19 protein-coding genes are annotated in these 26,046 nt (G+C 57.1%); 11 read left to right on the plus strand and 8 right to left on the minus strand.

The window, feature by feature from the left end:
• Positions 1-28: 28 nt before the first annotated feature.
• A complete protein-coding gene (locus B5F17_RS04810; RefSeq protein ID WP_162608081.1) occupies positions 29-1,318 on the minus strand; it encodes a glycosyltransferase family 2 protein in 1,290 nt (429 codons plus the stop codon).
• A gap of 279 nt (positions 1,319-1,597) precedes the next feature.
• On the opposite strand from B5F17_RS04810, the gene B5F17_RS04815 reads away from it, so the two are divergent.
• From B5F17_RS04815 to B5F17_RS04850, 8 genes are all read left to right on the plus strand, one after another.
• Positions 1,598-2,116 carry a peptidylprolyl isomerase gene (locus B5F17_RS04815; RefSeq protein WP_087371387.1) on the plus strand — a complete coding sequence of 173 codons (519 nt, stop codon included), beginning with the start codon at positions 1,598-1,600 and terminating at the stop codon, positions 2,114-2,116.
• Positions 2,117-2,150: 34 nt separating this feature from the next.
• The gene (locus B5F17_RS04820; protein ID WP_087371390.1) at positions 2,151-3,056 is read left to right on the plus strand and encodes a glycerophosphodiester phosphodiesterase; all 906 of its coding nucleotides are present in this window, start codon (positions 2,151-2,153) and stop codon (positions 3,054-3,056) included.
• Positions 3,057-3,146: 90 nt separating this feature from the next.
• On the plus strand, positions 3,147-5,033 hold the full coding sequence (locus tag B5F17_RS04825; RefSeq protein WP_087371393.1) for an ABC transporter ATP-binding protein: 1,887 nt from the start codon (positions 3,147-3,149) through the stop codon (positions 5,031-5,033).
• Positions 5,034-5,267: 234 nt separating this feature from the next.
• The gene (locus B5F17_RS04830) at positions 5,268-5,882 is read left to right on the plus strand and encodes a YdcF family protein (protein WP_162608082.1); all 615 of its coding nucleotides are present in this window, start codon (positions 5,268-5,270) and stop codon (positions 5,880-5,882) included.
• Between the two features lie 609 nt (positions 5,883-6,491).
• Positions 6,492-7,556: a peptide chain release factor 1 gene (prfA, locus tag B5F17_RS04835; protein ID WP_087371398.1), complete on the plus strand. Its 1,065-nt coding sequence runs from the start codon at positions 6,492-6,494 to the stop codon at positions 7,554-7,556.
• A 49-nt stretch (positions 7,557-7,605) separates the two neighbouring features.
• Positions 7,606-8,628, plus strand: coding sequence for an L-threonylcarbamoyladenylate synthase (locus B5F17_RS04840; protein ID WP_087371401.1), 1,023 nt, complete (start codon positions 7,606-7,608; stop codon positions 8,626-8,628).
• A gap of 4 nt (positions 8,629-8,632) precedes the next feature.
• Entirely contained in the window at positions 8,633-9,220 is a 588-nt protein-coding gene (gene coaE / locus B5F17_RS04845) for a dephospho-CoA kinase (RefSeq protein WP_087371404.1), read from the plus strand.
• A gap of 566 nt (positions 9,221-9,786) precedes the next feature.
• Entirely contained in the window at positions 9,787-11,163 is a 1,377-nt protein-coding gene (locus B5F17_RS04850) for an aminopeptidase (protein WP_016148924.1), read from the plus strand.
• A gap of 362 nt (positions 11,164-11,525) precedes the next feature.
• On the opposite strand, the gene B5F17_RS04855 is transcribed toward B5F17_RS04850, so the two are convergent.
• From B5F17_RS04855 to B5F17_RS04865, 3 genes are all read right to left on the minus strand, one after another.
• Positions 11,526-12,377, minus strand: coding sequence for a carbohydrate ABC transporter permease (locus B5F17_RS04855; RefSeq protein ID WP_087371406.1), 852 nt, complete (start codon positions 12,375-12,377; stop codon positions 11,526-11,528).
• A gap of 15 nt (positions 12,378-12,392) precedes the next feature.
• Complete coding sequence (locus B5F17_RS04860; RefSeq protein ID WP_087371409.1) at positions 12,393-13,265, minus strand: carbohydrate ABC transporter permease; 873 nt, start codon at positions 13,263-13,265, stop codon at positions 12,393-12,395.
• Between the two features lie 86 nt (positions 13,266-13,351).
• A complete protein-coding gene (locus tag B5F17_RS04865) occupies positions 13,352-14,674 on the minus strand; it encodes an ABC transporter substrate-binding protein (protein ID WP_087371412.1) in 1,323 nt (440 codons plus the stop codon).
• Between the two features lie 213 nt (positions 14,675-14,887).
• On the opposite strand from B5F17_RS04865, the gene B5F17_RS04870 reads away from it, so the two are divergent.
• Both B5F17_RS04870 and B5F17_RS04875 read left to right on the plus strand, forming a co-directional pair.
• The gene (locus tag B5F17_RS04870; protein WP_087371415.1) at positions 14,888-16,666 is read left to right on the plus strand and encodes a sensor histidine kinase; all 1,779 of its coding nucleotides are present in this window, start codon (positions 14,888-14,890) and stop codon (positions 16,664-16,666) included.
• Positions 16,638-18,182 (plus strand): response regulator, encoded by a 1,545-nt coding sequence (locus tag B5F17_RS04875; RefSeq protein ID WP_087371418.1) that lies wholly within the window; start codon positions 16,638-16,640, stop codon positions 18,180-18,182. Before B5F17_RS04870 ends, B5F17_RS04875 begins: the two co-directional genes overlap by 29 nt.
• A gap of 374 nt (positions 18,183-18,556) precedes the next feature.
• On the opposite strand, the gene B5F17_RS04880 is transcribed toward B5F17_RS04875, so the two are convergent.
• The 3 genes from B5F17_RS04880 to B5F17_RS04890 all read right to left on the minus strand — a co-directional run bounded on the left by B5F17_RS04880 (position 18,557) and on the right by B5F17_RS04890 (position 23,170).
• Positions 18,557-19,927: a sodium-dependent transporter gene (locus B5F17_RS04880; protein WP_087371420.1), complete on the minus strand. Its 1,371-nt coding sequence runs from the start codon at positions 19,925-19,927 to the stop codon at positions 18,557-18,559.
• 87 nt (positions 19,928-20,014) lie between these two features.
• Positions 20,015-21,391, minus strand: coding sequence for a sodium-dependent transporter (locus B5F17_RS04885; protein ID WP_087371424.1), 1,377 nt, complete (start codon positions 21,389-21,391; stop codon positions 20,015-20,017).
• A gap of 558 nt (positions 21,392-21,949) precedes the next feature.
• Positions 21,950-23,170, minus strand: coding sequence for an AfsR/SARP family transcriptional regulator (locus B5F17_RS04890; RefSeq protein ID WP_087371427.1), 1,221 nt, complete (start codon positions 23,168-23,170; stop codon positions 21,950-21,952).
• Between the two features lie 626 nt (positions 23,171-23,796).
• Between B5F17_RS04890 and B5F17_RS04895 the strand changes: the two genes are divergently transcribed.
• On the plus strand, positions 23,797-24,504 hold the full coding sequence (locus B5F17_RS04895; RefSeq protein ID WP_016148915.1) for a ClpP family protease: 708 nt from the start codon (positions 23,797-23,799) through the stop codon (positions 24,502-24,504).
• Between the two features lie 429 nt (positions 24,505-24,933).
• Here the strand turns inward: B5F17_RS04895 and acrA are convergent, their stop codons facing one another.
• The gene (gene acrA / locus B5F17_RS04900; protein ID WP_016146870.1) at positions 24,934-26,043 is read right to left on the minus strand and encodes an acryloyl-CoA reductase electron transfer subunit beta; all 1,110 of its coding nucleotides are present in this window, start codon (positions 26,041-26,043) and stop codon (positions 24,934-24,936) included.
• Between the last annotated feature and the right edge of the window lie 3 nt (positions 26,044-26,046).

A 26,046-nucleotide genomic window follows, 5' to 3' on the forward strand; every position in this document is an offset into this window, starting at 1 on the left:
TCAATTAGGGGTGCGGTGGTTAATCGCTTTAGCGGCTCTTCTCCATCTTCACGCCCTTCATCGCGCCTGCATCCTTCATCTCATCCATGCGCAGGCTGCGGGTATGCGGGATTGCCTTCCACTCCAGATTCGGGTTGCACAGTGCGACAATGTTAATCGGAATCCAGCTCATGACGAACAGCCAATAGCCCAAGACGCCCTTACCCATATTCAGCAGGGGTTTCCGCTCGAGGACGATGACAGCCATTGCCAAGACGACGGTGCCGACAAAGGACATTGCGAGCGACATGAGGGGCTCATAGAGCACGTCACTATACGGAGCAACCGCGTAGTGAATCTGCAATGCGCCCAGAATACCGGTCATTGCGAGCGAGATGAGATACATAAGCTGGAACAGCGGTGCGAAGAGGAACAGAATCTGATCCAGACGGGCATGCAGCTGACCATTTGCGCAGTGACGGTCACGGATGAGGCGCGGGCCGTACACGCGCAGGCACTGGATGAGGCCGACCGACCAGCGGCAGCGCTGTCTCCACGACTGTGCGAAGGTGAGGGGCTGCTCGTCGTAGGTCTTTGCCTCGGGCACCCATGCCACCCGCTCGCCGCCCAAGATGCACTGGGTAGTGAACTCGATGTCCTCGGTCAGGGTGACGGTGTGCCAGCCGTCGTGGCGGCGCAGCCAATCCATGGATACCATGAAGCCCGAGCCGTTGACCACAGCGGACAGGCCGACATGGGCACGGGTCTGGCTGAACAGGCGATTGACCATCCAGTAGTAGATGGAGTAGCAGGCAGAGATCATGCTGTCCTGCGGGTTCTTACTATCACGATAGCCCTGACCTGCCGGCACGCCTGCGCACCATGCGTCATTCATGCCTGCGAGGAAGCCCGGGTCTACCAGATTATCCGCGTCAAAGACGCAGATTGCGTCGTAGCGATCCTGCTGCATCAGCTTATCAATGATCTGACGCAGTGCGTCGCCCTTGGTGTGCACCGGCTCGGTGCATTCCATAATCAGTGCGCCAGCGCGGTGCGCTTCGCCTGCGGTGTCGTCGGTGCAATTATTCGGAATGACGATCACGTCATACAGTTCCTTGGGGTAATCTTGCGCCATGAGCGTCTCGACCAGATTGCCGATAACCGCCTGTTCATTGCGTGCGGCGACCAGTACGGCAAACCGGCAGCGCGGCGCCTGCTTGGCCCACTTGCGCGCCGGACGCAGCGCATAGGGGAGGTAGAGTGCAAAGTACACCAGATACAGTACCGAGACGATACTGATGAGAAAAATTCCTGCTTTGAGCCACGGGATTGCAAACATGAATCCATCACTTCCTTTTCTTTCGTATCCTTTTTTTCTTTTCTGTATTACTGTATTAGCCGTGTTAGTACAGTTAAAATACCACATCCGACCGTCGCTGTCAATCACCTTTTGCAAATTTTAAGAGAATCGTAATCAAATTGTAAGAAATATGTAAAGTCTGGTCAAAGCAGCCCGATTGCGGCGACTGAAATTTAACACGTTACGCCTTGTATAACCCCGGCGTCTTTGCTACAATAGAAGAAACGCAGCAAAATACACGAAATGGAGTGTTTTACTATGAAGAACCCGATGATTACGATTGAAATGGAGTCCGGCGCAAAGATCGTCGCCGAGCTGTACCCCGAAGTCGCTCCCAACACCGTACGCAACTTCATCTCTCTGGCACAGCAGGGCTTCTATAATGGTACCATCTTCCACCGCGTCATCCCTGGCTTTATGATCCAGGGCGGCGACCCCGAAGGCACCGGCATGGGCGGCCCCGACTACTGCATCCGCGGCGAGTTCACGGCCAACGACTTCCAGAACGATCTGGCACATACCCGCGGCGTCCTGTCGATGGCGCGCACCATGGACCCCGATTCCGCTGGCTCCCAGTTCTTTATTATGACTTCCGATGCACCCCATCTGGACGGTCAGTACGCATCCTTCGGTATGGTCATCGAGGGCATGGACGTTGCCGACGAGATCGTCAACACCCCCCGCGACTGGCATGACCGTCCCCGTGCAGAGCAGAAGATGGTCTCTGTCACCGTCGACACCTTCGGCGAGACCTACCCCGCTCCCGAAACCGTCTGAGCTGACCCCATCCGTCTGACTGAGAGGAACTGTCATGCGTTATTCCAACCGTGATTCTTTTATCCTGTCCGCACCCGGCGCAATGGGTCTCGAGCCGTGCAGCCTGGAAGCCATTATGGCAGGCACGGCCGCAGGTGCACGCGGCTGTGTCCTCCCCGTGGACACGACCAAGGACGGCATCACCTTGGTCTGCGCTGAAGGGTGCTACCATTCGGCACAGGCCACGCTGACGACCTGTGACCACACCTTCGAAGACCTCCGCCGCGCCTACCCCAAGATCGTATCCTTCGGTCAGGCGCTCGAACTGGCCAAGGCCGCCGGCGGCGGACTGGGCATCGAGCTGCACCACCATCAGGCTGCGGCGCAGGTGCGCGTGTCGCTCAAGTACTCCGAGTACGTCGACAACGCCTACTTCTGCGGTCTGTCCCTGTACGATGCCGGCCGCCTTGCGGCACGCTATCCCGATCTCCAGATCATGGCCGACATCCAGTCTGCCCCCGAAGACCCCATCGCCTTCGTGCGCGAGGTGCAGAACCTCCGTCTGTTCGGCGTGCGCGGTACGCCCGACGCTCTGACCGAACCCTTATGCAATGAGGCGCTGCGCTGCGGTCTGTTCCTGGCCTCCACCGATTCGAGTGACCCGGACGAGCTGCGCCGTATGCTGTCCTACGGGGTCAACTTCATCGAGACCAGCCGGCCCGATCTGGCCGCACCCCTGCTCACCGCGTCCGAACCCGAACAGGAGATCTTCGTCCCATTCTCGGATGCCGGCACCGAATTCGTGCCCTTCGATGCGCAGGACAATCAGACAAAAACGGCGGAAGAAGACGAGGCTCCCGATGCGGAGCACGACGCAGGGGAGACAGAAGAGACGACAGAGGCATCTGAAGCTGCTCCTGAGCCCACCGAAGAGGCTCCGGTCAGCGAGGACAAGCACTAACCCCGTTCTCCGCCAACCACTGAACCAAAAGGGCCTGTCTCGGCCCTTTTTTCAGGTTTTTTCTATTCTTTCCTTTGGAGGGAACTGCTTTTGGCTGATATTACCATACAAAATCTGACAAAATACTACGGCGATCGCCTCATCCTGTCCGGTCTCAATTTCGACATCCAGCCGGGTGAGAAAGTCGCCATCTTAGGGCCGAACGGTGCGGGCAAGACCACGCTCCTGCACATCATCGCCGGCCGTCTGCCCTACGACGACGGTCACGTCTCCATCGGCGCAGGCCGCACGGTCGGTGTCATCGACCAGATGCCGGTCTACGATCCCGCCGCCACCGTCGAGGACGTCCTGCGCACCGCCTTTGCCCGTGCGCACGAGGTACGCGCCGCGATGGACGAGCTGGAAGCCCAGATGGAGCAGCACCCCGACAACGACAGCTTGCTGCACCGCTACGGTGCGCTCCAGCAGAAACTGGACGCGCTCGGCGGTTACGACCACGATTTTGAGGTCGATAAGGTGTGCAACGGTCTGGAAATCCCGCGCGCACAGCGCACGCAGCTCTTTTCCCAGCTGTCCGGCGGCGAAAAGACTCGCGTCAATCTGGCGCGCATCATCCTCGAGCAGACCGATATTCTGCTGCTCGACGAGCCGACCAACCACTTAGACCTCGACGCGGTGCGCTGGCTGGGCGATTATCTGGAAACGTACACGGGCACGGTCGTCACCGTCTCCCATGACCGCTATTTCCTCGACCAGTGCTGTGACCGCATCATTGAAATCCACGACACCACCTGCGAGTTCTACGCTGGCTCCTACTCCTATTATGCGGAGGAGCGCGAGCGCCGCTACGAACAGCGCATGGCGGAACACGAAAACCAGATGGCCGAGCTCAAGCGTCTGGAAACCACCGCACGCAAGATGCACGAGCACGGCACCGAAAAGCTGGCCAAGCGTGCCGCGTCCATCGAAAAGCGCATCGCACGCATGAAGGTCACCGATCGACCCAAGAAGGACAAGAAAATGTCGGTCTCCTTCGGTGACCCCAACTACGAGACCGAGGACGTGCTCAAGGTTCGAGGTATTACAAAAAGTTATGATGGACGTAGAATATTACAGGACGTAACATTCAACGTACACAACGGCGAGCGCGTCGCCATTCTGGGCGACAACGGCGCGGGCAAAACCACCCTGCTGCGCATCATCTTGGGCGACGAGACCGCCGACGAGGGCGTCATCAAAAAGGGTCAGGGACTGCGCCCGGCCTACCTGCCCCAGCAGGTGCACTTCGCAAACGAGGGCAGAAACCTGATCGACACCCTCATCTACGACAAAAATGTCACCATGCAGACCGCCCGCAACCGTCTGGGCGCGTTCCGCTTCTCGGGCGAAGATCAGCTCAAGATCGTGCGCACGCTGTCGGGCGGCGAAAAAAGCCGTCTGCGCCTGTGCGAGCTGATGTACGACCCGCTCAACATGCTCGTACTCGACGAGCCCACCAACCACCTAGACCTCATGAGCCGCGAATGGATTGAGGAAGCCGTCGAGGCGTTCACCGGCACGCTGCTCTTCGTCAGCCACGACCGCTATTTCGTCTCCCGCTTCGCCACCCGCATCATTTACCTGGAAAACGGTACATATACCGACTTTACCGGCAATTACGAGGCGTTTCTGGCCTACCGCGAACGCCAAAAGGCCGAACAGGCCGCGTCCACCGTGGTCGAGACCCCCAAAAAGGCCGAAAAGCAGGAGAAACCCAAGCCCAAGGGCGGTACCAAGAACATCGCGAAGAAGGTCGCCGTGCTCGAGCGCGAAATCTCCCAGCTTGAGGAGCGCATGAGCGCTCTTGAGAACGAGATGGCCGCGTGCGGCGCGGATGCCGGCAAGCTCATGGAGCTGATGCACCAGCGCGACGACGCTGAGGCACAGCTCATGGACAAGATGGCACAATGGGAAGAACTGGCGGCACAGATTGAGTGATTCCATGTGCACATGATGCGCACATGGAATCTCCGCGTTCTGTGTTCTGCCTATGTGTACATGTTTCAATGTGCACACGAAAGAGGTTTTGCCATGCGGAAAAGTTCTAAATTTTGGTTCATTTTAGCAATTACACTGTTTGTGCCTGGCCTGTTCTTTCTTCCATATTCACCGATTCGCTTCGGTGGATACTTCCTGTGCGGCCTCGGCGTATGCTGTGCAGGAGAAGGGTGGATGGTTTGGCTGGGACGACGTCACCGTGGTGCACGCGCCGTGGCACAAGTCGGCCGCGTGCTGTTCGCCCTGTTCTGTGTGTCATTCGTGTGCATTCAGGGTTTAATCATCAGCGGCGAACACGCCGACCCCGAAGCCGATGATGCACAGTATGTGCTCGTCCTCGGTGCACACATCTTGCAGGATCGTCCGTCCGATGCACTCATCGAACGACTCAAAACCGCAAATGCGTTTCTGGACGAGCACCCGGATGCCATCGCCATCCTGTGCGGCGGTCAGGGCACCAATGAACCCATGCCCGAGTCGCACATGATGCGGCAATATATGGTTGACACGTTGGGCACTGACCCCGACCGCCTGCTGATCGAGGATAAGTCCCGCAATACCATTCAAAATATCGCAAACGCAAAGGCGCTCTATCCGCTGGAAGAGTCCCGCTGCGCGGTCATCTCCAGCGACTTCCACCTCGCCCGCGCACGTAAACTCATGGAGCAGGCCGGACTCGACCCCTACGGCGTGCCCGCTCCCGTCCCCAATCTGCCCCTCGCCGCCGCGTCCCACATGCGGGAGTATTGCTCGACTTTGGGACTGATTTTGACAGGACGGTATTTTTAAGGGATAGCACCGCACCAATCATTGAAGTTTGGATCAAACCTTTTCAAAGGTTTGCGGGTTCTCAGGGCAGAGCCCTGAGTCGCCGTCCGCAGACGGCGAAATCCCCCTTTTGATTCCGGTCAACGACCGGAATCAACCAAAACCAAAAAATAATCGCTCGCCTCAGCGAGCGAAATACTCCGCGCGCATTGCGCGCTCATGGAAAACCAATCCAGCGGATTGATTTTCCCACCCGCATCCTGCCTGCGGTCTTTCAAACGGAGGGTGCGCAGAAAGGGTAGGGGGTTGTGGAATCCGTTCCACGGGAACGGATTCCATGAGCGCGCCTGGTGCGCAGAGAGTCTTGCTCGCTGCGGCGAGCGCTTTCAATTTATTTTTTGTTGATTCCGGCTTTGGCCGGAATCAATTAGGAGAGTTTCGCGCTCTAGCACTCATTTTATCCGCGCACAGCGCGGGAACAAGGATAGTGACCTACGGGCCGGAGCGCGACTCAGGGCGCTGCCCTGAGAACCCGCAGCCTTTCGAGAAAGGCTGGCGAAAGCTTCATTTGGGGCTGCGGTGCTTTCCGCAACTACGTTTCTTTCAATCCACAACAAGAGGTTTTTTTCTATGCTCGATAAACTCAGCGCTCTGGTCGCACGCTTTGATGAGGTCGAAGCCCGTCTGTCTGCGCCCGGTCTTTACGATGACCCCGCAGCCGCGGCAAAACTCCTCAAAGAACGCAATCGCTTAGAGCCCATCGTTCACGCCATCCGTGCACGCGAGGATGCGCTGCGCACGATCGACGAGGCGCAGGAGCTGATGCGCGATCCCGAGCTGCGCGACTTCGCGCAGGAGGAATTATCCGAGGCGCAAGCGCGTATACAGCAGCTCGAAGAAGAACTCAAAATCTTACTCCTGCCCCGTGACCCCAACGATGACAAGAACATCATCGTCGAGATTCGCGGCGGTGCGGGCGGTGAGGAGTCGGCACTGTTTGCGCACTCGCTCTTCCGCATGTATTCCATGTACGCCGAAAAGCGCGGCTGGCAGGTGGAAATCCTGTCCATCAATCAGACCGAGCTCGGCGGATGCAAGGAAGTCGTCTTTCAGATTTCGGGAGACGGCGTATACTCCCGTCTGAAATTCGAGTCGGGTGTACACCGCGTGCAGCGCGTCCCCGAAACCGAGAGCCAGGGTCGTGTACACACCTCGACCGTCACCGTCGCGGTACTCCCCGAGGCCGAGGAGGTCGACTTCCAGATCAACCCCGCCGACCTCAAAATCGATACCTTCCGTTCGTCCGGTGCGGGCGGTCAGCACATTAACAAGACCGAGTCCGCTATCCGTATCACCCATCTGCCCACCGGCACGGTGGTCGAGTGTCAGGACGAGCGCAGCCAGCACAAAAACCGTGACAAGGCCATGCGCGTACTGCGCACCCGTCTGTACGAGGCGGAATGCGAAAAGCAGAACGCCGCCATCGCGGCCGAGCGCAAGGCGCAGGTCGGCACCGGTGACCGCTCCGAGCGCATCCGCACGTACAATTTCCCGGAAAACCGCGTCTCCGATCACCGCATCAAGCTCACTATCTACAAGCTGTCTCAGTTCATGGACGGCGACCTCGACGAAGTCCTTGACGCACTCATCACCGCCGACACCGCCCGCAAATTACAGGCGCAGGAAGAAAGTTAACCTAAACTCATTGTATTATTTTATCTTACCATAACAGGAAGTGTATGCTATGAATACCTTGCTTCTGCATCCCGAGGATGCGGGCGCGATTGAACAGGCCGGTGCAATGCTGGCCAGCGGGCAGGTCGTCGGCATTCCCACCGAAACCGTATACGGTCTGGGCGCGAACGCGCTCGACGGGAACGCTGTGCGCCAGATTTTCGCCGCCAAGGGTCGTCCGATGGACAACCCGCTGATCGTTCACATCGCGGACTTCGACCAGATCTATCCGCTGGTCTCCGACGTTCCCGAGGCTGCCCGCCGTCTGGCCGACGCCTACTGGCCCGGCCCCATGACCATCATTCTGCCCAAGTCCGACCGCATTCCGGTCGAAGTTTCGGCAGGTCTTGACACCGTGGGTATCCGTCTGCCCTCCCATCCGGTCGCTCGCGCGGTCATCCGCGCCGCAGGCGTGCCCATCGCCGCGCCCTCGGCTAACACCTCCGGCCGTCCCTCCACCACCACCGCGGCGCACGTCATGGAAGACATGGCGGGCAAGATCGCTGCCGTTGTGGACGGCGGCGCATGCGCGGTCGGTGTGGAATCCACCGTCATTTCGCTCGCAGGTGACAAGCCCCGTCTGCTCCGTCCGGGCGGTATCTCGCTCGAACAGCTCGAGGCCGTTCTCGGTCCGGTCGAGGTCGACCGCGCCGTCCGTGAGCAGATCGGTGACGACGTGCGCGTCTCCGCACCCGGCATGAAGTACCGCCACTATGCGCCCCATGCACCGGTAACCGCCGTTTGCGGCGACCCGGAAAAGGGTGCGGCTTACATCGCGTCGCAGCTGACCGGTCAATCGGGCGTCATCTGCTTCGACGAGTTCGCAGACCGTTTCCCCGGTCACATCGTGCGCACCATTGGCCGCTCGGACGATCAGGCCGCACAGGCGCACGCCATCTTCGACGCGCTCCGCGCCTTCGACGAAACCGACGTGACCGCCATCTTCGCCCAGTGTCCCGACGACTCGGGCATCGGTCTGGCCGTCGCCAATCGCCTCAAAAAAGCGGCCGGTTTCCACGTTATCGAGGTGTAACACCATGAAAATTTATGGTCTGACCGGCGGTTCGGGCGCGGGAAAAAGCGCTGCCGCTGCATTGCTCGTCCAAAACGGCTTTGGCTGGGTGGATGCCGACGCGGTCTATCGCGGTCTGTGCGTCCCCGGCAGCGCCCTGCTCGATGCATTACATCTCGCCTTTGGGGACATCCTGACCCCAGAGGGTGCGCTCGACCGCCCCAAGCTGGCAAGCGTTGTCTTTTCTGACCCCGCACGCCTTGGGCAGCTCAACGACATCACCCGTCCGCACATCTGGCAGGCGAGTCAGCAGGAGTTTCACAAGCTGGCAGAGCAGGGCATCGACCGCATCCTCTACGACGCACCCACCCTGTTTCAAACCGGGTTTGATCGCTCGTGCGACGCGGTCATCGGCGTGGTCGCCTCGCGTGAGACCCGTATCCAGCGCATTATGCAGCGCGATGGTTTGAGCGAAACCGCCGCCGCCGCACGTATCGACGCACAGCCAGATGAGGCTTTTTATCGCGAGAAATGCGATTTTGTGCTGGAGAATAACGGAAGTTTAGAGGAACTCCAGAAACAAGTCGAGATTTTGTGCGGTCAGCTGCGCTGAATCCCGCCCAACACCGCACCCATAATTGAAGTTTCGATCAAACCTTTTCAAAGGTTTGCGGGTTCTCAGGGCAGAGCCCTGAGTCGCCGTCCGCAGACGGCGAAATCCCCTTTTGAAACCCGGTGTCCGACCCGGGTTTCAACCAAAACAAAAAATAATCGCTCGCCGCAGCGAGCGAAATACTCCGCGCACAAAGTGCGCTCATGGAAACCCAATCCGGCGGATTGGGTTTCCCACCCGCATCCTGACTGCGGTCTTTCAAACGAAGGGTGCGCAGAAAGGGTGGAGGATGGGGAATCCGTTCCCGTGGGAACGGATTCCATGAGCGCGCTTAGCGCGCAGGGGAATTGCGCGACGTGCGCGTCGCGCTTTGAAACGAGAGTTTCGTTGATTCCGGCTTTGGCCGGAATCAAAAGGGGAATTCCGCGTCCTGCGGGACGCGGCCAGGTTTCACCTGGACGGACCAAAGGGACTCGTCCCTTTGGAATCCCGGAATTTCGCTCCGCGAAATTTGCTAATTCGTTCTTACAACCAATTTTTCTACCCATAAAAGGAGCATCACCACTATGGAACTGTTCTATGACAAAAAGCCGGGCTATGACAAGCTCGACAAAAAGGCTTGCATGGACTATGCCGAGGGCTACAAGGCATTCCTCGACGAGGGCAAGACCGAACGCGATGCAGTCGACGCAATCGTGCGCATGGCTGAAGCCAAGGGCTACAAGGCTTATGTCCGCGGTATGGCGGTCAATCCCGGCGACAAGTTCTACCAGATCAACCGTCACAAGGGCATCATTCTGGCGCACATCGGCTCGGCTCCGCTGTCCGACGGTGTTCGTCTGACTGCTGCCCATCTGGATGCACCCCGCATCGATATCCGCACCGTTCCGCTCTACGAGCAGGACGGCATGGCTTACTTCAAGACCCACTACTACGGCGGCATCAAGAAGTATCACTGGCTGGCTATCCCGCTCGAGCTGCGCGGCGTGGTCTGCGTGTGCCGTGACGGCAAGGTCGAGCGTGTACCCGTTCACGTTGGCCACAAGCCCGGCGACCCCAAGTTCGTCATCACCGATCTGCTGCCCCATCTGGCAAGCGAGCAGATGGTCAAGAAGGCAACCGAGGTCATCAAGGCGGAAAACATGAACGTCCTGCTCGGCTCGTTCCCGAGCGAAAACAGTGCGGACGGCGACAAGGATCGCGTCAAGCGTGCCATTCTGGAGTACCTGAACGCAGAATACGGCATGACCGAGGCTGATTTCCTGTCGGCTGAGCTGTCCTGTGTTCCGGCGTTCAACGCCTGCGACATCGGCTTCGATCGCTCGCTGATCGGCGCTTACGGTCACGACGACCGCGTTTGCTCTTATCCGGCTGCAACCGCGCTGCTCGATGCCGACGAGACTCCGGTACACACCAACCTGTGCCTGCTCGTCGACAAGGAAGAGATCGGCTCGGACGGCGTGACCGGCATGCAGAGCCGTCACTTCGACACCTTCCTCGGTGATCTGTGCCGTGCGCAGAACGTCCTGCCCGACGAGTGCTATGAGCACTCCATCTGCCTGTCGGCTGACGTTTGCAACGCGTTCGACCCCAATTTCCCCGAGGTTTCCGAGGGCCGCAACGATGCCCGCATCGGCTGCGGTATGGCAATCATCAAGTACACCGGCGCACGCGGCAAGAGTGGGACTTCGGACGCTTCCGCTGAGCTGATGGCGCAGGTGCGCTGCATTCTGGACGGCGCTGGCATCACTTGGCAGACCGGCCAGCTCGGTCGTGTCGATCAGGGCGGCGGCGGAACGGTCGCTATGTATCTGGCAAACCGTAACATTGATACGGTTGACGCTGGTGTTCCGGTTCTGTCCATGCACGCACCGTTCGAGACCATTTCCAAGCACGATCTGTATATGACCTATCTGGGATTTGGCGCGTTCTATCGCGACTAAGAACGCAAAAGGGGAGAAGAACAAATAAAGTTTGGATCAAACCTTTTCAAAGGTTTGCGGAGTCTTGAGGCAGAGCCTCAAGTCGCCCGTCGCAACGGGCGAAATCCCCTTTTTGATTCCGGTCGTTGACCGGAATCAACCAAAACAAACAAAAAGGAAAGACCGTCCTTTCGGACGGTCTTTCCAGAGATTGCGCATCCTGCGGGATGCGCTTTTTCTTTTTATTTTTGTTGATTTTCGCGAGGCGAAAATCAAGAGGGGATTCCGTGTCCTGCGGGACACGGCTCAGGGCTCTGCCCTGAGAACCCGCAAGCCTTTCGAGAAAGGCTTGAGCGAAAGCTTCATTTCGCCTGCGGGCGGGATTATTCCTTTACTGCGCCTGCGGTCAGGGACGATACGACCTGTTCCTGGAAGATCGCAAAGACTGCAATCGACGGGATAACCGCAATCGTGATTGCCGCAAACATCGCCGTATAGTTAAAGCTAAACTGCGAGGTAAAGTAGCTCAGCGACAGGGGCAGTGTTCTTGCTTCCTGACCGCTGGTCAGAACCAATGCGAAAGTAAACTCGTTCCAGTTATTGAGGAATGCCAGAACCGCAGCCGATGCAAGGCCGCCCTTGGCACACGGCATCATAATCTGGATAAAGGTGCGGAAGAAGCCCGCGCCGTCTACGTATGCGGCTTCCTCCAGGCTCTTGGGGATGGAAAGGAAGGTACCGCGCAGAATGAGCAGCGACATCGGCAGGTTCAGTGCCGTATACACCAGAATCAGGCCGGTCTTGGTGTCTGCCAGACCCATGCCGTTAACCACGATGTACACCGGGTTTAAGAGTGCGGTCATGGGGATGACCAGAGACAGCGAGAGCAGCATATACAGTGCGTTTTTGAGCCGGAACTGGCATCTTGCGAACACGTACGCTGCCATTGCCAGGAAAAAGACGTTGGCTGCGGTGGCGACAACGGCCACGATGACGCTGTTCATAAAGTACTTGAGGATGGGGGAGATTGCGAGTGCCTGAACGTAACCGGTCAGGCTGAAGCTCGACGGCAGGCCGATGCCGTTGGACAGGATCTCGGCGTTGGTCTTAAACGACGACATGATGACCCAGGCAATCGGGAAGATCGCGACGATGACGCAGATCGTTAGAAAGATGTATTTCAGAACACAGAGTATGCGCTCTTTTGCGGATAAAGTACGCCATGCGGGATTCATGATTCGAGCGCCTCCTTAATAATCTTCTTCGTTGACCTTGAGCGCCTTATTGATCGTTACCATGACGATCGCGCCGAGGACGATGATCATTACACCGATGGTATTCGCGTAGCCGTAGTTATTCTCCGACTTGAATACGCCGTACAGCAGCAGCGGCAGGTTGGTAGTGGTCTTGCCGGGGCCGCCGTTGGTGGTGATGTAGATCAGGTCGAACATCTGCAGCATGTAGGTTGCTGCCATGACCATGGTCGTGCCGATGATCTTCTTGAGCAGCGGCAGCATAATGAAGATATCAATCTGGAAGTTGGTTGCGCCGTCGACACGTGCTGCCTCGAGCACCGACTCGTCAACCGACAGCGCCTGTGCCAGAATGAGCGTCGTGGTGTAGCCTGCGAACAGGAACCAGACCATGGTAACCGACGGGAACGCGGTCGTCGTGTCCATCAGCCAGTTGTGGGTCAGCTCTTCCAAGCCGACCATCTTCAGGATCGAGTTGACAACACCGAACTGCGGGTTGAAAATGTTGACGAAAATCATACCCATTGCAGCGTTCGAGATGATGTTCGGCACCATGTATGCGGTACGGATGAACTTCCAGCCGCGCGGCTTCTTATAGAGCAGCAGCGCAATCAGGCAGCCCATTGCCACATGCAGGATGCAGTGAATCAAAATCCAGATGATAGTGTTGGTGAATGCTGTGTGGAATGCCGGGTCTTGGAACAGGTCGATGTAATTCTGCAAGCCGATGAATGTGATGCTCTTGGATGTCAGCTTGTACTCGCACAGCGAGGTCGCGAAGACCATGACAAGCGGCACCGCATAGATCAGCAGAAACAGGATCACCGCCGGGGCCAGAAAAATCGGTATCCAGGCCTTTTTTACTTTCATGCAGGGTCATCCTCCCTCGTTGTTTCTCCTTTTTTGGGGTGAAAAAGCCTGCCCCTCAGGCAGGCTTTTTCCCTTCCAAACTTTCATTACTGATTCTTTGCAGCTTCGGTGCTCAGAGTCTGGCAGAACTCGGTTGCGGTCATCTCGCCAGAAGCCAGCAGCGGCAGATCCTGCGATACAACATCCAGCAGGTTCGGGTACATGGTTGCCTGCAGGTTATCCGTGCGCACGGTTGCACCTTCTGCCAGGTCGAGGAACTCGACGAGCAGCGGATAATTCTGCTTTGCAGTCTCGGTGATCTCAACAGACGAGGAAGCCGGTACCATGCCCTGTACTTCCAGCGCTACCTGCTGTGCATGTGCAGAGGTGAAGAACTTAACCATCTCAACAGCTGCCTCTTCCAGTGCCGGATCGTCCTGCTTGGTGACGAAGTAGCCCTGAATCGGTGCGTCGTATACGAAGTTGCCCGGGAAGATTGCTACGCCAACCTTGTCAGCGAAGTCTGCGGTGGTCTTGGTCTCATCGGAGAAGTCACCGATCATCCAGGGGCCGTTTGCGATCATTGCAGCCTGGCCGGACAGGAAGTTGTTTGCTGCGTGCTCGTACTTACCGCCGATCGCATCCAGAGTGGTGTACTCCTGCAGCATCTTCTGTACGTTGGTGAATGCGTCGATGGTGGGCTGGTTGTTGTAGTCGATCGGGTTCATCTGCTTCATGAACTCGTAACCCTCGTCGCCGCTGGTTGCGATCATTGCGCCTGCCCACAGCGAGGTAACCCATGCGGAATCTGCGGTATCCAGTGCCAGAGGCGTGATGCCTGCTGCCTTCAGCTTATCGCACTGCTGCCAGAACTCGTCCCAGGTGGTTGCCGGTGCGTCGATGCCAGCCTGTGCGAACAGATCCTTGTTGTAGAAGTAACCGACCAGGCTGCCCTCGGACGAAGATGCGTAGATCTTGCCGTCGCGGGAGTTGGTGGTCAGTGCAACGTCGGAGTACAGTGCCTTCCACTCGGGGTCAGCTTCAACATAAGGAGTCAGGTCAACAACGACGTCCTTTGCCAGTGCCAGGTCGAGCAGGTTGTAACCGCCGCCGTATACAACCGGGGGCAGATCGCCGGTGCCCAGCTGTACCTTGATCTTATCAACGTAGTTTGCATCGCCCGGTACGTCTTCCTTCTGGATGCGGTACTTGCCTGCGTACTCTGCGTTGAACTCCTCGATCAGCTGATCGACTACCGGTGATGCGGTGTTGACGCCACACTGGAAGGTGGGGTAATTGATGACGATCTCGCTGCCGGTGGACTCGGTGCTTGCGCCCTCATCGGTGGTCTCGGTGCCGCCGCCACAGCCGGACAGACAGCCCGCGGTCATCAGAGCCGCCAGTGCAAGTGCGGTCAATCTCTTTTTCATTTTCTGGTTCCTCCTCTTCTTCTTTCCGGTCGGCCTTTGTTGCCTACCTCTCTCTTGGCTCTATTTTAGCACATGGGCAATGTCCGAAAGTAGGGAATAATTGGTCGGTTTGTAGTAATAATTTGAACTGTGAATCGGTCAAAGGAAACAAAAATACCCCTGCCGTTTCGCGGGGAAATGTGATATGATACAAAGGAATGGGAGGGATACCCGATGCAACACACTGAGCAGATGCGTCAAAACAAGTCCAAAAAGTCGCTGCTGCGCACCGGCCTGCGCCTCATGCTCGCCGCGATTATCATTCCCCTTGCCGCCTCTCTGCTGCTCTTCTTCGGTTTTGTCTCCCGTCAGATGCGCACACAGGCCGAGCACATGACGCAATATTATACCGATCAGCTGGTAAATTCCACGACCGATGCGCTCAGTCAGGCGCAGAGTATCATTTATTTCACCCTCGGCAGCGATACCGTGCAATCGGTCATGCATAGCAGTCAAAACCCGGTCGGCACACAGGCCGAACTGGTACAACAGGAGATCGGTCGGGCGACCCTGTTCAATGCCGCCTGGGACGATCAATATGTACACTCGATCTTCCTGTTTCGGCAGGACGGCGTCGCTTTTCCGGCCTCGCGCAGCGGCATCTATCAGGCTGAGTATGGCCGTTTGGAAACAGTATTTCGTCTGTTTCCCGACCGCAACTCGACCCAGTCGCTGATTGCGCTCACCAATAACGCAGAATATTCCTATATGGTCGTCGATTACAACTCGCTCAACGACCCCGCGCGCTGTCTGGGCAAGCTCATTCTGGAAGTGGACACCGCTGCGCTCATCGACGCAGCTCCGCTCCAGTCGGTCTACCCGGGCGCCGAGGTCATGCTGTCCGACGCACAGGGCAATCTGCTCTATGCGGCAAGCGATCGTCTGGTCGGTGATCTGCTGGTCGATCTGCGCACGCTGGACGGCACGTCAAACGGGGTCTCTCAGGTCATCCGTTGGGCGGGCGGCGATTATCTGCACTGTCGCGCGGCGGTCGGTGACATGATTCTGGACGTCTGCGTCCCGCAGCGCGAAATCCTGACCGGCGTGCACACGACGGCGGCCTGGTACGTCCTGCTGACCAGCCTCATCTTCATCGGCGTGCTGATTTCGGCAATCTACGCTTACCACGGTCTGCTCCGTCCCTTCGCGCACACCCAGCAGACACTCGACCGCATGGCTGAGGGCGATTTATCGGTGCGCATGGACGCGCCCGAATATCAGGAGCTTGCCGGCATGGCCGACACCTTCAACCGCATGGCCGACACGCTCACCGACCTCTATCAGGATGCCTACAAAAAGGGCGTGCTGCTGCGCGAAAGCGAGTTTAAAATGCTCGAAGCGCAGATCAATCCCCACTTTATCTTCAATGTCTTACAGGTCATCAACCTGCGCTGCATGGAGGCAGGGCAGAAGGAGACCAGTCGCATGGTCACCGACCTCGCCGGTCTGCTGCACGGCACGATCGGCAAAAACGGTGCGCCCAAGGTCACGTTCCGGCAGGAACTTGCCTACGTGCGCTACTACCTCGACCTGCAAAAAGCGCGGTTTGAAAACGCGCTGCAATACGAAATCGACTATGCCGACCCGTCTATCCTCGATTACTACCTCCCCAAGCTCACCATTCAGCCGCTGGTGGAAAACTCGGTCGTGCACGGTCTGGAACCCAAGCGCGGCGGCGGCAAGGTGAGCGTCAAAATCTGGGAGGAGGACGACAGCGTCTACATCCGCGTGGAGGATGACGGCGTGGGCTTTTTACAGGGTGCGGTGTCGCCCGGTGCGCACAACCACATCGCCCTCGACAACATCCGCAAACGCCTGGAACTTATGTATGGGACAAACGGCACATTCCGCATGAGTTCCATGCCGGGCACCGGCACGGTCGTGCTGATCATCATTCCCATCGACAAAACGGAAGGAGAACACGATGTACAACGTACTTCTGGTGGACAATGAACCAGCGATCTTGAGCGCACTGTCGCACGCGATCGACTGGGCTGCCCACGATTGCCATATCTTAAACATCGCACGCGACGGCCGCGAGGCCATGCTGCAATTCGCGCAGGAAGCGCCCGATATTGTGATCTCAGATATCCGTATGCCCGAGGTGGACGGTCTGGAGCTTGCCCGGTGGATCAGCGAGAACCACCCGGCCTGCAAGGTCATCATCCTGACCGGCTTCCCCGACTTTTCCTACGCCCAGCAGGCCATCAACTACCGTGTGGTCGACTTTGTGCTCAAACCGACCTCGGAGGACAGTCTGCTCGCCGCGCTGGACAAGGCAAAACAGCGTCTGGCCGAAGATCAGGTGCGCAAGACCGACAAGCAGGCCGACGTGCTGGCGTGCGAGCTGTTCCTGCACCAGCTGATTTTCGACCCAGTGCAGTCGCTGCTCTACACCATGGAGCGCACCAACGCGCTCGGACTCGATCTGTCCAGCTGCTACGTGCTGCGCTTCGGTCTGGACGACATCCACACCGAAGCCGACCGCATCGCCTTTCAGAGCGAAGTGCGCGAGATGTGGCGGCAGGCGATGGGCGAGCACACGATCTATTTCATCCCGCGCGGCGAGCGGTTCTGCTACATCATTCTGTGCGCACCGGTCGGCTTTGACCCGACCGAGGCCTGCCATCAGGTCGTGCAGACCGTTCAGCAGACCACCGACTTTCAGATCACCGTGGGCATCAGCGCGCACCATCACAGCCCGCTCGAACTGTCCGACGCGGCACGCGAGGCCGACCACGCCCAGCAGCTCGCCGAGTACAGCCCCCAGATGCCGGTCATTTCCTATGGTCAGCTGCCCGTCCTGTCCGACCTGCACGCCTCCCGCATCACCGAGGAGCTGCGCACTATCCAGAGTGCATTGGAAAACCGCAACCGCGGCGCGGTCATCAGCGGTCTCGACCGTCTGTTCGCCTATCTGCGCCGGGAAGCCATCCCGTTCCCCAGTGTGCGCCGCATTGCGGTCATTCTGTACGAGTGCGGTCAAGGTTTGCTGATCAGCTATAACCTTGAAATTTTGCTGACCGATGCCTCGCTTGCCAGCGAACGTGCACTGCTCGACAGCGGTGCGATTGACGACATCGAGCAGCTGCTGCGCGGCTATCTCACCGCCGTCCTCGACCGCATCTGCATGAATGCAACCGATCTGGACGATCTGGTGTTCCGCGTCAAGCAGTACATTGACCAGAATTATGCCGGGGAGTTGTCGCTTGAGGGTCTGGCGGATTATGTCCATCTGTCCGCGAGCTATCTGAGTAAGCTGTTTAAAAGGGAAGTGGGACAGAATATCAGTGGCTATATCCAGCAGGTGCGTATCGAGCGTGCGAAGGTGTTGCTGCGCACGACGGCAATGAAAACGTATGAGATCGCCGAAGCGGTCGGCATTCCCGACCCGGTGTATTTCTCCAAGCTGTTTAAAAAAGCGACCGGACAGAAACCAAAGGATTTTCGATCGGAAGAGGAAAAGTAAGCACCCAAAATTGAAGTTTGGATCAAACCTTTTCAAAGGTTTGCGGGTTCTCAGGGCAGCGCCCTGAGTCGCGTCCCGCAGGACGCGAAACTCCCCTTTTGAAACCCGGTGTCCGACCCGGGTGGGGGCCGAAACAAACAAAAAAGAAAGACCGTCCCTTCGGACGGTCTTTCCCATGAGCGCACTTTGTGCGCGAAGTATTTCGCTCGCTGCGGCGAGCGATTATTTTTTTATTTTAGTTGATTTTCCCTCGCGGGGGATCGGGAAAATCAAAAGAAGATTCCGCCGTCTGCGGACGGCGGCCAGCCTGCGCGGCTGGACCGCGCCGGGCCTCAGGCCCGGACCCGTTTTCGCCTGCGGGCGGGTTTTCTTCCTTAACCCGCAAACTTTGTGATATAACCCATGACCAGAATCACCACAATCGCGATCGGGACGACGACTGTGCAATAGCCTCTTGCCCAATTCGGGAACTTTCGACCCTTACCGCTATTTGCCTCAGCCATGAAGTTCTTCCAGCCCCAGCCGTTCTTCAGGCAGCAGAACAGGACGTAAATGCACGAGCCGATGGGCAGGATGTTATTGGACACGAGGAAATCTTCGAAATCCAGGATATTACCGCCCAGCAGCTGGACATCGCTCCACAGGTTAAAGCCCAGGACTGCCGGAAGCGACAGAACAAACAGGCCGATGGTGCCGATGAGGCACATCTTTTTACGCGACAGGTTGGGGAACAGGTCGGTAAAGCACGAGATAATGTTCTCCATAACACCGATGACCGTGGACATAGCCGCGAAGATCATAAACAGGAAGAACAGCGCACCCCAGAAGCGGCCGCCCGGCATCTGCTCGAAAACGCTCGGCAGGGTGATGAAGATAAGCGGAGGGCCCGAGCCCGGGTCTACGTCAAAGGCAAAGCATGCCGGAATAACGATCAGACCGGAGCACAGTGCGACAAAGGTATCGAGTGCGGCAACGTTGATGGACTCACCGAGCAGCGAGCGCTCGCGGCCGATGTACGAGCCGAAGATCGCCATGCCGCCCATGCCGACCGACAGGGTAAAGAATGCCTGGCTCATCGCCTGGTACATGACGTTCCAAACACCGTTTTCGGTGATCTTGCTGAAATCCGGGATGAGGTAGTACTGCAGGCCGGCCTGTGCGCCGTCCAGCGTGATCGAACGGATGGCAAGGACTGCCATCAGCACGATCAGCAGCGCCATCATCTTCTTATTGACCGCCTCAACGCCTTCCTTAACGCCCAGCGAGCACACGGCAAAGCCCAGAACAACGGCGATACCCATTGCAATCGTGCTGACCACCGGGTCACCGGTCATCTTCTCAAACGCCTGTCCGACTTCGGCTGCGCTCATGGACGAGAACGAACCGGCAACGTACTTATAGAAGTAAATGAACATCCAGCCTGCAATGGTGGTGTAGAACATCATCAGGATGATATTGCCCGCGATGCCAAAGAAGCTCCACCAATGCCACTTGGTGCCCTTGGGTTCGAGCTCGTGGAACGAGCGCGAAATCGACCGGCGCGATGCGCGTCCGACCGAGAATTCCATCGTCATAACCGGAATACCGAACAGCAGCAGAAATGCCAGATACAGCAGGATAAATGCCGCGCCGCCATACTTACCCGTAATGTACGGGAATCGCCAGACGTTGCCCAGGCCGATTGCACAGCCCGCAGAGATCAGAATAAAGCCCAGTCGCGAGCCAAAGGTCTCTCGATTTTGCATAGTTTTTTTCCTCTCAGAATACAAAACACACGCAGGGGACACGCCCCTGCGTGTGTTCAAGGTCAATGTAACGCTTGATGTGCGCGATTATGCGCCAAACTTCTGGATGTAGCCCATCACGAAGATGAACAGGACGATCAGCGGCAGAATCCAGGTGAAGTAGAACCGCAGCTTGCTCGGGAACTTCAGACCGTTGCCAGTATCTGCCTCTGCGATGAAGTTCTTCCAGCCCCAGCCGTAACGCGAGGTGCAGAACAGCAGATAGACCACAGAACCCAGCGGCAGCAGGTTATTAGAGACGATGAAGTCTTCCAGATCCTGAATGTTGCCGACATGCGGTACCTGGAAACCGCTCCACAGATTGAAGCCCAGGATACACGGCATGGAGATGATCAGAATGAAGATCAGGTTGAGGATGATCGCCTTCTTACGGCTCCAGCCCCACAGGTCGATCGCAAACGAGATGATGTTCTCGAATACCGCGATGATGGTCGTGAAGGCAGCCGCTGCCATGAACATGAAGAACAGCGTGCCCCAGATGCGTCCGCCTGCCATCTGATTGAAGATGTTCGGCAGGGTGATGAACAGCAGGTTCGGGCCGGAGTCTGCCTGAATACCGAATGCCGAGCAGGCCGGGAAGATAATCATGCCCGCCATCAGTGCGACAAAGGTATCCAGAATGGTGATGGAGATCGCTTCGCCGGTCAGCGAGCGCTCCTTGTCAATGTACGAGCCGAAAATAGCCAGTGCGCCGATACCAAGCGACAGGGTGAAGAATGCCTGACCCATTGCAGCAAAGATGGACTCGAACAGGCCGCCCTTTGCCTCGTACAGCTTGGAGAAATCGGGCTTTAAGTAGAATTCCAGACCAGCCGCTGCGCCGTCCAGGGTGACCGAGCGGAACACCAGCACGACGATGATTGCCAGCAGGCCGAGCATGAGGATCTTATTGATCTTCTCAACGCCGCCGCGCAGGCCGAACGAGCAGACCGCGAAGCAAGCCAAAACGACAACTGCCATGCAGATGGTCATATAGCCCGGGCTTTGCAGCATGGTGCTGAACGAGCCGGTGATATAGTCCGGGTCAACGTTTACGAACTCGCCCTTCGCCATCTTATAGACGTAGGCGATCAGCCAGCCGCCGACGGTGGTATAGAATGCCATGAGCAGATAGTTGCCCAGCATCGCGCCGTAGCTGTACAGGTGCCATTTACTGCCCTTGGGTTCAAGCTTATGGAACGAGCGGGCGGCGGAGAGCTGACTTGCTCGGCCGACCGAGAACTCCATAACCATGATGGGCAGTCCGAGGATCAGCAGGAACAGCAGGTAGATGAACACGAAGGCTGCACCGCCATACTGGCCGGTGATGTACGGAAAGCGCCAGACGTTACCCAGACCGATGGCGCATCCGGCAGAGATCAGGATGAAGCCCAGTCTGGAACTAAACTTTTCTCTTTCTTTCATTGTTTGTTACCCCTTCTGCGGAAATCACACCGCGTGGCTCTATTCTAGCACAGTTTATTGCATCATTCAAGGGATAAGCTTGAAGTTGCTTTAACGCTGATGCGATAAAGAAATAAAGGGATACAGGGTGCGGAATGTTATGATTTTGCGTGGATAGGGCGCAAGAAAAAGTGGGTTTGGAGAGAGGAAAAGGGTTTCGGATTGGGAACGGGTTGGGGTGGGGGAGGAGAGGGGAAAGGGAGGAAATGGAAAAGACCGTCTCATGATGAGACGGTCTTTTCATGAGCCTTGCGGATTTAGAAAATACCCCGGTGGGGTATTTTCCCGTAAGGCTGTGGCCGACTTGCTCGGCCAAGCCATGAACGGAAAACGGAAAGTTAGCGCCGTCTGCGGACGGCGCTTGTGTTTTTAATTTGGTTGATTCCCGGGTCGGACACCGGGAATCAAAAGGGGATTCCGCTCGCTGCGGCGAGCGGCCAGCCTGCGCGGCTGGATCGCGCCGGGTCGCAGACCCGGACCCGCTTGTCACCTGCGGGCGGGATTGATTCGGTGATTACCTTACATGTGATATTCTTCTTTATCACTTGCACGGGGCGGTTCCATCGGTCTCAAATTATACGAGATCGCGACGTTCATTGCCGGATTTTCACGCTTAAAGTTACGGGTCAGGCGTTCGCACACCATCTGACCCATTTCATACGTGACCGTGGGCAGCATGACCACGATCTGAGCCGGGCTATATCTGGCGATCATATCGCCGCGGCGCAGGCTCATGCGTGCGCTCTCGATCAAACGCTCCATGACCTTCGCCAGCACGCGGCTTTCGGGCTGGCAGACGCGGTTATCGGTGACGGTCAGCAGACCGATGAACGCTCTGCCGCCATAGCGTGCCAGGCTGCGCGCTTCCAGGCGGTAAATATCCTTGAAAATCTCGTACGGGCATACAAATGCACCCGGCTGGGTATCGCTCTCACGCAGATCGGCGCAAATCGAGTCGATATCCGCACCCACTTTGCGTTCCACCGCTGCAATACGATGGTACAGACCGCGCAGTTCCTCGGACGGCTGCACGCCGAGCTGGTTGTAGTAAAGCTCGGTAATCTGGTTATAATGCTGGATGGCCTCCTGATTGCGGCCGCTCTCAGCCAGTGCAAAAATCAGCTCGCGGTTGATCGACTCGTCCATCTGGTCGATCTCCAGTGCGTCCCGGCACAGCGCGATGATCTGGTCGAACTGTCCGCGGCCGCGCAGAATCTCGATCAGGCGATGCACCGCGCGCAGGTAATAGGTGTGCATGCGGATTTCGGGGCCGGATGCCCACAGTTCTCCGCCTGCATCCGACAAAAATCGTCCGCGATAGCGCTTGCACGCGTCCAGCAGACGCACGCGTGCGGTTTCCTCACTCGCGCGGCCGGACAGGCCTGCCGTGCACAGTGCCTCGAAGTGCTCGAAGTCATAAATGCAGTCCAGCGCCGGATTCCATCGGCACGAACGCTGACGGGCAATGATGAACTCCATGTCTTCCGGCGCGCCGCCTGCTGCAAGCGTCATGCGCAGACGATGCACCAGAATCTTCAGCGCATTGCGCGGATTCTTGCTCTCCTGTCCCGGCCACAGCGCCTCAATAATCTCGTCATTCGGCACGGCGCGGTCGTGGTTTAAGATCAGGTATTCGGCCAGATGTTTGAGCTTTTTCGATCGGCCAATCTGACCGCTGACCAGCTGATCGTCCACATAGATTTCGAAACGTCCCAGCATGCGGACTTCCACCATAGGCATATCTTATTCTCCATTCCCTGTATTTTTCTGATGCATAGACGCATCCCTATTTGGATACATTCCCCGATGGCGTCGGGCGTTCTTTTTATAAATATAACTATATCATAGTTGTTCAGCAGAATCTACGAAATCCGAAAGTTTTTTGCAAATTTTTTGTTACGAAAGGCTGCATCCCTCTGTGGATAACTGTGGATAAACCTGTGGACATTGTTGATAACTTTCGGTTGAGGCTTTCTGTCGAACGCTCTGTTTTTCCCGCTTCTGTTCCCGATTCATTACCTTTCGTATAGTTTCCTGCCGCTTTCTGTCCCTCCCCGTTTGTGGATAACTCTGTGGACATTGTTGATAACTCGACGTTATCATCGCCTTTTTTCCACGGAAATTGACCCTTTTTTCATTACTTATGGTATAACCCCTTTTTTCCACAATACACATCTTCTCTGTGGATAACTTTGTGGACATTGTTGATAACTCTAAGTTAATGCGAACAAACGTACAAAATCACAAAAAAACAGGTATACAGAGCGTAAAATCGTCCATTTCCGCGCACAATATCAAATGATGCCCGGCGGCGCGCCGCCTGCATCCCACTTTTCGCCACTACTTGCAAGGAGGTCTTTTTCGCTATGGATCAGGAAGCCCAATCGTCCACACCTGTGGATAACATCGCCCAGACCGGCTCGGTCACCGCTCGCACCCGCCGCGGTGTCATCCACTCCATCACCATCGTCGGCCAGATCGAAGGCCACATGGAAGCGCCCCAGCAGACCAAAACCACCAAATACGAGCATATTATCCCTCAAATCACCGCGGTTGAGGAGTCCGACGAGATCGACGGCCTGCTCGTACTGCTCAATACGGTCGGCGGCGACGTCGAAGCCGGCCTCGCCATCGCCGAACTCATCGCAGGAATGCGAAAGCCTACTGTTTCCCTCGTCCTCGGCGGCGGTCACTCCATCGGCGTGCCGCTCGCCGTCGCGGCTAAACGCTCGTTTATCGCGCCCTCGGCTGCTATGACCATCCATCCGGTGCGCATGAGCGGTACGGTCATCGCTTCACCCCAGACTTACACCTATTTTCAGAAGATTCAGGAGCGGATTGTCGGGTTTATTACCGCACACAGTCATGTATCAGCAAAGGAATTCACCAGAATGATGATGGAGACCGCAGAATTGTCCGCGGATACCGGTACCATCGTGTCAGGGGAGGAGGCCGTCGCGTGTGGTCTGATCGATCAGGTGGGTAGTTTGTCGGATGCACTCGATGCTCTGCATCAGATGATCGACGCGAGACGACCACTGTGCCCGGTGTGTGGAGTCAGACACGGCGGTTAAAGTACCGCACCAATCACTGAAGCTTTCGCCAGCCTTTCTCGAAAGGCTGCGGGTTCTCAGGGCAGAGCCCTGAGACGCGCTCCGCAGAGCGCGGAACTCTTTCTTGATTTTCGCTTTGCGAAAATCAACTAAAAATAATAAAAAAGCGCGACCCGCAGGTCGCGCAATACTTCGCGCACAAAGTGCGCTCATTAGGAAAGACCGTCCGAAGGGACGGTCTTTCCTTTTTGGCTTGTTTTGGTTGAAACCCGGGGCGGACACCGGGTTTCAAAAGGGGAGTTTCGGACTCTGCGGAGTCCGACTCAGGGCTCTGCCCTGAGAACCCGCAAACCTTTGAAAAGGTTTGATCCAAACTTCAATTAGGAGTGCGGTGCTTTCCGTTACAAAAAAATCCCCGGGGATTTCTCCTCGGGGATTTTCGATTCAATCTTACTTGCCAGCCTTTGCAGCGCGGATTGCCTCGATCATCAGCGGAACTACCTTGAACAGGTCGCCGCAGATGCCGTAATCAGCTACGTCAAAGATCGGAGCGGTATCGTTCTTGTTAACCGCTACGATGCACTCGGAATCCTGCATACCAGCCTTGTGCTGGATTGCGCCCGAGATACCCAGAGCAATGTACAGCTTCGGATGTACGGTCTTACCAGTCTGACCAACCTGGTGGTCAGCGGTCAGCCAGCCGGAGTCGATTGCTGCACGGGAACCGCCCAGTACGCCGCCGAACTCTGCTGCCAGCTCCTTAGCCAGCTCGATGCCCTTCTCAACGTCCTTGGAAATACCACGGCCAACGGATACGACTACCTCAGCGCCGGTCAGGTCAACCAGCTCCTTAGCCTCCTTGACGACTTCCAGAACACGGGTCTTGATGTCAGCCTCAGAGATCGCTACCGGCAGCTTCTCAACAACAACTGCGTTTGCCTTCTCCTCGTTGTACTCGCCCTTCTTCAGTACGCCCGGACGAACGGTTGCCATCTGGGGACGGAAACGGGGGCAGATGATGGTTGCCATCAGGTGACCGCCGAATGCAGGACGGGTCATCTTCAGGTTGCGGTCTTCCTTGTTGATGGAAGCGTACTGTGCCTCGGGCAGAGTGGAGTTCTCCTTCAGGAATGCGATGTACTTCTCTACATCTACATCCAGATGGGTGCAGTCTGCGGTCAGACCGGTGTGCAGACGAGCTGCGCAGCGCGGGCCCAGATCGCGGCCAATGTTGGTTGCTGCGATCAGCATGATCTCAGGCTTCTTCTCCATTACGACGTCGCAGATAACCTTTGCGTAAGCGTCGGTGGTGTAGGTTGCCAGTGCCGGATCGTCGCAAACGTATACCTTGTCAGCACCGTATGCGCCCAGCTCCTTAGCCATGCCCTCGACCTTGTCGCCCAGCAGCAGGCCGCAAACCTCTACGCCCATGTCGTCAGCCAGCTTGCGTGCCTCGGAGATCAGCTCCAGCACGGTCGGCTGCAGCTCGCCCTGGCGCTGCTCGCAGAATACCCATACGCCGGAGAAATCAGCCAGATTGGTATTGTTAAATTCAGCCATTGT

Source organism: Butyricicoccus pullicaecorum (assembly GCF_002160355.1).
GTDB lineage: Bacteria > Bacillota > Clostridia > Oscillospirales > Butyricicoccaceae > Butyricicoccus > Butyricicoccus pullicaecorum.

Excerpts from the sequence above, each read along its gene's own strand:
- B5F17_RS04810 (WP_162608081.1), bottom strand. The coding sequence starts at position 1,318 with ATGTTTGCAATCCCGTGGCTCAAAGCAGGAATTTTTCTCATCAGTATC.
- B5F17_RS04815 (WP_087371387.1), top strand. The coding sequence starts at position 1,598 with ATGAAGAACCCGATGATTACGATTGAAATGGAGTCCGGCGCAAAGATC.
- B5F17_RS04820 (WP_087371390.1), top strand. The coding sequence starts at position 2,151 with ATGCGTTATTCCAACCGTGATTCTTTTATCCTGTCCGCACCCGGCGCA.
- B5F17_RS04830 (WP_162608082.1), top strand. The coding sequence starts at position 5,268 with ATGGTTTGGCTGGGACGACGTCACCGTGGTGCACGCGCCGTGGCACAA.
- prfA (WP_087371398.1), top strand. The coding sequence starts at position 6,492 with ATGCTCGATAAACTCAGCGCTCTGGTCGCACGCTTTGATGAGGTCGAA.
- B5F17_RS04840 (WP_087371401.1), top strand. The coding sequence starts at position 7,606 with ATGAATACCTTGCTTCTGCATCCCGAGGATGCGGGCGCGATTGAACAG.
- coaE (WP_087371404.1), top strand. The coding sequence starts at position 8,633 with ATGAAAATTTATGGTCTGACCGGCGGTTCGGGCGCGGGAAAAAGCGCT.
- B5F17_RS04850 (WP_016148924.1), top strand. The coding sequence starts at position 9,787 with ATGGAACTGTTCTATGACAAAAAGCCGGGCTATGACAAGCTCGACAAA.
- B5F17_RS04855 (WP_087371406.1), bottom strand. The coding sequence starts at position 12,377 with ATGAATCCCGCATGGCGTACTTTATCCGCAAAAGAGCGCATACTCTGT.
- B5F17_RS04860 (WP_087371409.1), bottom strand. The coding sequence starts at position 13,265 with ATGAAAGTAAAAAAGGCCTGGATACCGATTTTTCTGGCCCCGGCGGTG.
- B5F17_RS04865 (WP_087371412.1), bottom strand. The coding sequence starts at position 14,674 with ATGAAAAAGAGATTGACCGCACTTGCACTGGCGGCTCTGATGACCGCG.
- B5F17_RS04870 (WP_087371415.1), top strand. The coding sequence starts at position 14,888 with ATGCAACACACTGAGCAGATGCGTCAAAACAAGTCCAAAAAGTCGCTG.
- B5F17_RS04875 (WP_087371418.1), top strand. The coding sequence starts at position 16,638 with ATGTACAACGTACTTCTGGTGGACAATGAACCAGCGATCTTGAGCGCA.
- B5F17_RS04880 (WP_087371420.1), bottom strand. The coding sequence starts at position 19,927 with ATGCAAAATCGAGAGACCTTTGGCTCGCGACTGGGCTTTATTCTGATC.
- B5F17_RS04885 (WP_087371424.1), bottom strand. The coding sequence starts at position 21,391 with ATGAAAGAAAGAGAAAAGTTTAGTTCCAGACTGGGCTTCATCCTGATC.
- B5F17_RS04890 (WP_087371427.1), bottom strand. The coding sequence starts at position 23,170 with ATGCCTATGGTGGAAGTCCGCATGCTGGGACGTTTCGAAATCTATGTG.
- B5F17_RS04895 (WP_016148915.1), top strand. The coding sequence starts at position 23,797 with ATGGATCAGGAAGCCCAATCGTCCACACCTGTGGATAACATCGCCCAG.
- acrA (WP_016146870.1), bottom strand. The coding sequence starts at position 26,043 with ATGGCTGAATTTAACAATACCAATCTGGCTGATTTCTCCGGCGTATGG.